Genomic DNA, 6990 nt, shown 5'->3' with positions numbered 1-6990 from the left:
GATGATCATCTAGGGTCTGTATACGATTTTAAAGTGAAATATCCTCAAATTAATGTTATTGCTAGTGAAATTGAATCTAACTATATTAGTGGTGATATAAAATCAGAGAGGTTAGTTCAAGCTGAAGAAATGTTAGAACGTATGCCAAATGAAGAAAAAGAATTTGGTAAATGGTTTATACAACAGTTAAAAAATATAAAACATATTTCCGTCGATGAAAAAGTGCATGATGGTCAAATGATTTTGAATAATGAATGTCAAATAGTAGCGACGCCAGGACATACTTCGGGGCATATTTCATTATATTTTCCGAATTTAGATTGTGTAATTACGGGAGATGCGGCTGTTCAAGAGAATCGTGAGTTAGTAATAGCTAATCCGAATTTTTGTTTGGATATAGAAAAAGCGAAACAGTCTTTAAACAGGATTAAAAGTTTTAAAGCAGCAGAGTATTATTGCTATCATGGAGGAAAGCTTACTGTATAAATTAATGAAAACCGGTCTTTCCTAAATCGAAAAGATCGGTTTTTTAGTTCATATATTTTGCGATTTCAACCAAATCAGTAACATTATATTTCGGTAAAATTGAAATATATATGTAAAGAAGAATATATATAATTTGAGCAAGGGTATAGGGGGGAGAAGATGGGTTCGTTATTTGATGTAATAGCAAAATTAAGAAGTTCATTTTGTCTTCTACTAACATGGAAGCATTAATAAAATCTGAGAAAAAGCAAAAAGATTTTGTTCATCTAGTACAGGATGAATATAAAAAAAGAAGATAAGAATTTTTTTATTTTTCATATTTGGCGAAACAAATGGTACAATGAAAGCTAATGTGAAAAATAAGGAAAAGAAGTGGTCTATTTGAAAAACTTTTTAGAATTAGGAATTAGTGAAACTTTTAATCATACATTACGTGAAAATGGAATTACAGAAGCAACACCAATTCAAGAGAAGGCAATTCCTGTTATTATGTCAGGTAAAGATATTATTGGGCAGGCGAAAACAGGAACGGGTAAAACGTTAGCATTCGTGTTACCGATTTTAGAAAAAATTGATCCAGAGTCTAGTGATGTTCAGGCTTTAATTGTTGCACCAACAAGGGAACTAGCTCTGCAAATTACAACTGAAATTAAAAAAATGCTTGTTCAAAGAGAAGATATTAATGTACTAGCGATTTATGGTGGGCAAGATGTAGCACAACAATTGAGAAAATTAAAAGGTAATACACATATTGTTGTAGCGACACCGGGGCGATTATTAGATCATATACGACGTGAAACAATTGATTTAAGTAATCTTTCAACGATTGTATTAGATGAAGCGGATCAAATGCTTTATTTTGGTTTCTTATATGATATTGAAGATATTTTAGATGAGACACCTGATAGTAAACAAACGATGTTATTCTCAGCAACGATGCCAAAAGATATTAAAAAATTGGCGAAGCGTTATATGGATGAGCCGCAAATGATTCAAGTACAAAGTGAAGAAGTAACGGTTGATACAATTGAGCAGCGTGTCATTGAGACGACAGACCGTGCAAAGCCAGATGCACTTCGTTTTATTATGGATCGTGATCAGCCATTTTTAGCTGTTATTTTCTGTCGTACAAAGGTTAGAGCAAGTAAGCTTTATGATAATTTAAAAGGATTAGGTTATAATTGTGCTGAACTTCATGGTGATATACCTCAAGCGAAACGTGAAAGAGTTATGAAGAGTTTCCGCGAAGCTAAAATTCAGTACTTAATCGCAACGGATGTAGCAGCTCGTGGACTTGATGTAGATGGTGTAACGCACGTATTTAACTTTGATATCCCTGAAGATGTAGAAAGTTACATTCACCGCATTGGCCGAACAGGACGTGCAGGTGGATCAGGTCTTGCAATTACGTTCGTTGCAGCGAAAGATGAAAAACATTTAGAAGAAATTGAAAAAACGCTTGGTGCACCAATACAAAGAGAAATAATCGAACAACCGAAGATAAAACGTGTAGATGAAAATGGAAAACCGGTACCAAAGCCGGCTCCGAAGAAATCAGGTCAAAATCGTCAAAGAGATAGCCGCGAAGGTTCAAGAAGTGATTCAAGACGTGATTCCAGAAATAGCTCAAGAAGTGATTCAAGAAATAGTTCGAGAAATAGTTCGAGAAATGAAAATAACCGATCATTTAATAAGCCAAGTAATAAAAAAGGTAGTACAAAGCAAGGTCAGCAAAGACGTGGTCGTTAAATAGTTATAATTGTAAAAGAGTCGCAAAATATTGTGGCTCTTTTTTTGTTTGTATACAACAAGGATGATGGCAAGAAAAAACAAAATTTCATTCACCGTATTTGAAATTTATAAAGGAAATTTTATAGTCCAAAACCATTAGAGCAAGGGTATTACTATCATTCAGCAGAACACTTTGATTAAAAGAAAAGGTATTGAAGCGAGCGAGTATTTTCATTACACATTCCGCAATTATCGAAATAGAACAAGAGAAGTTTATGAAGGATTAAACTCGTATTGGTGTACGATCGTTGGAAACTGGAAAACTAATTTGTTAGTTTTGATCAATGAGGAACTCGAGAAGCACCACTGCCATCCTTATGGGGAAATTGCTTATGACGATGAAGGTAATGTAGTGATAATATGCGAAATAAGAAAAAAGGACTAGCAGTCGTACCTGCCGTCCTTTAATAGGAGAAAAAGTAATCTTGTTTAGAACTACGCATAAACAGAAAATCTGCTTGTAATTAGTTTTACCCTAAATATACATGTCTATACAAAAAAGGGATAAGTAAAAGATACTTATCCCCGGAAGGGAAATACCAAGCACCAAAATGGCTCGTATTGGTCTGCAGGTTCAAAAGTAGTATATGTAAAACGAAAAATCTCATACAAAAAGCAGACAACGATTTTGGTTGTCTGCCAGTGAGCTCAATGAGTTAGCTAATTGTGATAATTTGCATCCCCATTGCGAGAAGAGTGAAGCTGCTAGTTCAAACAGCTTGTTGGTATTATTTTCGATTTCTTAAAAAATATACAGAGAAAGCAGATAAGTGAAGAGCCTACCTGCTTTTGCTGTAACAAAAGAAAGAGGTATTAGCCGTGGACACGGCCGCTTGAAAATAGTATGTATTTTTATTTGAAAAATATTCACGGGGTGAAGAAACGTGGAATGTTTGATAAAGGTGTTTGTGAAATTAATCAGCTAATTAGTAAAACAAAATAGTTATTTGGAAGAAAAGGAAAATGAATATGAGATGAATTGAAGCTGTTGAAGAATTACTTGAAGTGATGAAAGAATGCTTTTGGAACGGAACATCTTTAAAGGGTGAAGCTAATGATTTTAATATTGCATCTTGGCTGATTGAAGAAGCGACGCGTAAAACAAAATAAAGATTTCATTTTGTAGCAATGGAGAATAGATATGTGTACTTATTGGGGGAAAGTAGATAAAGAGTTCTTTAATAGGCAAGAACCGGAACAAAATAAAAGAGCGGCTAGCAAAAGCTAACTGCTCAATACAAGGAGATACAGAGAAGACTACTTTAAATGAATGTTGGCATACAGCCTACATACAGTATTGACCGAATATTTATTTTAAATTCAATTTATTTAAAGTAAACATCCCAACAGATAAAATGGTTGCGCCTGCTACAGAACCTAGCCAGTCTCTCCAGCCTAATGTATTTAAAGATACATCTGCTAAATCCGTAATTAAGAAGATAGCAAACATTAATACACCAAATGCTAAGCATCCCCAAAATGTTTGCAAATATTTAATCATTTTCTTTCGGAACTTGCTCATATAAATCACCCTTATTAATAATTTATATTTTTATAAATAAATTATCACATATACAAAAATTAAAAGTGCGAAATATGCAATATTACATATTGGAACTCAACAAAATACTCCATTGATAAGTACATAGATCGAACGGAGGGGAACCGTATCGTATGAATCAATTGTCATTTTTTGAAGTCATCGATGTAAAGGAGATGCGCTGACTTGTGGTGAAGGAGCTGAAAAACTACAAAGTGTTGTGCGTCTGGATAAAGAATCGAGAAAAATAGGATCAAGCGGAGGGCATCGTTCTTTTCCTAAAATGAAAGGTGACGATAAGAAACATGAGATACGTTTTAAACAAATTGAGCGGACGTTAAAAAATAAAAATTTATAAAGGAAATAGAAAGTATGGTGTTGTATATGTACGATAATAGGAAACTTTTTGCAAACTAAACATATAATTTTAATAGACCGACAGTCGGTCTGGTGGGAAGGAGAACTTGAATGCGAATTGTAAAGGAGTATGAGGAGCGTAGAAAGGAAATTTTAGAAACAGCTGAGCGTTTGTTTCTTACGAAAGGTTATACGAAAACAACCGTGAATGATATTTTAAAAGAAATTGGTATAGCAAAGGGGACGTTTTATCATTATTTTAAGTCGAAGGAGGAAGTAATGGATGAAATCATTATGAGGATTATTAAAGAGGATGTCACTAAGGCGAAAAGGATTGTCTCCAATCCCGATATCCCCGTTTTAGATAAGTTATTTAAAATTTTAATGGAACAATCACCAAAATCAGGAGATGTAAAAGAAAAAATGATCCAACAATTCCATCAACCAAATAATGCAGAAATGCATCAGAAAAGTTTAGTGCAATCCATTATACATTTATCTCCTGTATTAACGGAAGTTTTAGAGCAAGGAATAGAAGAAGGCATATTTTATACTCCATACCCACAAGAAACAATTGAATTATTACTCTCTTCAGCACAAGTCATATTTGATGATGGTTTATTCCAGTGGAAAACGGAAGAAATGATGAGAAGAGCTAAGGCTTATATTAAAATGATGGAAGTATCTGTTGGAGCGAAAGAAGGGTCCTTTAATTATATGATCGAGGTTTTAATGAAACAGAAATAGCTTTTTTCTGTTTGGGTATTATAGACCGGCAGTCGGTCTATGCTAAATGAAGGATGTGATGAGGATGCCAGCAAGTATTCAATCTTCCTTGAAAGATTTTCACTTAATGGTAAGTGGTCAAATTATTACTATTTTAGGTTCAACACTATTACGTTTTGCACTGTCTTTATATGTGCTAGATATAACAGGACGTGCCGATATATTTGCAGGGTTATATGCCATAACGAGTATCCCGTTTTTGTTAGCTCCTCTTGGCGGAGCGATAGCAGATCGTTTCAACCGCCGTAATGTAATGGTCATTTTGGATTTTATAAACGCTGCTATTGTATTAAGTTTTATAGTTTTGTTATTAACTGAATCGGTATCTATTTTATTGATTGGAGCAATTATGTTTTTACTAGCAGTCATTAGTGCAATGTACTCACCAGTTGTTATGGCAAGTATTCCGCAATTAGTTCCAGAGAAAAAGTTAGAACAAGCAAACGGTATCATAAATGGTGTGCAAGCATTATCTAATATAGTTGCACCTGTACTAGGAGGAATATTATATGGCATAATTGGTTTGAAAATGCTCGTAATAACAAGTTGTCTTGCTTTCTTTTTATCTGCAATTTTAGAAATGTTTATTACAATACCTTTTATAAAAAGAGCGCAAGAAAGCCATATCATACCGACAATTGTAAAAGATATGAAAGAAGGTTTTCTTTATGTTTTAAAGCAACCTTTTATTTTGAAGGCTATGTTATTAGCAGCTTTATTAAACTTAATTTTGACACCGTTATTTGTTGTTGGAGGACCTATTATGTTACGAGTAACTATGCAGAGTAGCGATATGATGTATGGAACTGGAATGGGATTAATTGATTTTGCAACCATATTAGGGGCATTGTCAATCGGTTTCTTTGCTAAAAAGTTACAGATGAAAACATTATATAATTGGATGCTTATCATAGCTTTATTAGTAATGCCAGTGGCACTATCAGTTACACCGTTTATTCTTAATTTAGGATACTATCCACCATTTATCCTCTTTATACTTTCTTCTCTTCTAATCGCAATGATTATGACAATTGTATCCATCTATGTGATTACTGTAGTCCAAAAGAAAACACCAAATGAAAATCTAGGAAAAGTGATGGCATTTATAACAGCGGTATCTCAATGTATGGCACCAATTGGGCAAGTCGTATATGGTTTTATGTTTGAAGGATTCAGTACGAAAATTTATTTACCTATATTTGCTATTAGTTTCATAATGACAATAATAGCTATATTGACGAAGAAAATATTAAGAAATGAAGGGAACTAGCTTCATATGCTTAGAGTATTAGCGAAACCCAACTCTAATCAATTCTTCATCATTTATTTCAATTACAAATCTATATTCTTTGTCTAATAGCCAGTAATAAAAACTGACTGCATCAACGTCAACTAGTGATTGGAATACTTTATCAAGATTTGTACTTACTACAGGGATTTCATAGTTATCCCATATTATAAAAATCTGTTCGTCAAAATCTAGTTGGTTTGCTCTAATAAGGGAAATTAGTTGTTCTTTGTTCGAAGCAATGAATTGATTATCTATCTGTTCCCAATCTATTCTTCCCGAGACAGTTATAGGAAATGAATTCATTAAAATAGTAGCAATCTGCTGGCTTTTTTCTTGGGAGAAAATGAGAGTTTCGTTTCCTAGGGATTCAAGGCATTCACTAAACAAAGGGTTTATGTCATTGTTGTTTTTGGTTTTCAGTGCTCTTAACTTTTGTTGCAATTTCCATTGTCTTGACGATCTATCATCCATTTTTAGCATTCCTTATACAATTATTTAAGAATGAGTATAGCACATAAGGGAAGTCTTTATGAAAAGGAACTTTTTAAATATAAATTAAATAAAAGCGTTATTTGAAAAAAAGCCTTTTAAGGAAAGATAAGAGGCCATCAAAAAATATAACAACATGAAAATTTTATATTATGTATATACAATTTAAAGAGTTAGTGGAAATAATAAAATGTATAAAATTCTTATAAAAAAGCCCTAGGATTAGGGGATCTAGGGCTTCCTCTGTTGG

At 33.3% G+C, this 6990-nt stretch carries 6 protein-coding genes; 4 read left to right on the top strand and 2 right to left on the bottom strand.

Annotated elements, in window-relative coordinates; all coding sequences use genetic code 11:
- Together GBN78_RS27695 and GBN78_RS27690 are read left to right on the top strand one after the other, a co-directional pair.
- Window positions 1-486, top strand: a 486-nt coding sequence (locus GBN78_RS27695) for an MBL fold metallo-hydrolase (protein ID WP_152127926.1), incomplete at its 5' end; no start/stop codon positions are given.
- Between the two features lie 372 nt (window positions 487-858).
- Window positions 859-2235 carry a DEAD/DEAH box helicase gene (locus GBN78_RS27690; RefSeq protein WP_001987322.1) on the top strand — a complete coding sequence of 459 codons (1377 nt, stop codon included), beginning with the start codon at window positions 859-861 and terminating at the stop codon, window positions 2233-2235.
- Between the two features lie 1351 nt (window positions 2236-3586).
- Here the strand turns inward: GBN78_RS27690 and GBN78_RS27685 are convergent.
- The gene (locus tag GBN78_RS27685; RefSeq protein WP_152127925.1) at window positions 3587-3799 is read right to left on the bottom strand and encodes a hypothetical protein; all 213 of its coding nucleotides are present in this window, start codon (window positions 3797-3799) and stop codon (window positions 3587-3589) included.
- Between the two features lie 486 nt (window positions 3800-4285).
- On the opposite strand from GBN78_RS27685, the gene GBN78_RS27680 reads away from it, so the two are divergent.
- Window positions 4286-4921, top strand: a complete 636-nt coding sequence (locus GBN78_RS27680) for a TetR/AcrR family transcriptional regulator (protein WP_001223583.1) — start codon at window positions 4286-4288, stop codon at window positions 4919-4921.
- A gap of 64 nt (window positions 4922-4985) precedes the next feature.
- A complete protein-coding gene (locus GBN78_RS27675) occupies window positions 4986-6230 on the top strand; it encodes an MFS transporter (protein ID WP_001111713.1) in 1245 nt (414 codons plus the stop codon).
- Between the two features lie 18 nt (window positions 6231-6248).
- On the opposite strand, the gene GBN78_RS27670 is transcribed toward GBN78_RS27675, so the two are convergent.
- Window positions 6249-6722 (bottom strand): CDI toxin immunity protein, encoded by a 474-nt coding sequence (locus GBN78_RS27670; RefSeq protein ID WP_000342720.1) that lies wholly within the window; start codon window positions 6720-6722, stop codon window positions 6249-6251.
- Between the last annotated feature and the right edge of the window lie 268 nt (window positions 6723-6990).

It is taken from the genome of Bacillus sp. B2-WWTP-C-10-Post-4 (assembly GCF_009183805.1).
Classification (GTDB): domain Bacteria; phylum Bacillota; class Bacilli; order Bacillales; family Bacillaceae_G; genus Bacillus_A; species Bacillus_A cereus.
Note: the sequence above shows the minus strand (reverse complement) of the source record. Positions and strands in the feature narration are given on the sequence as shown.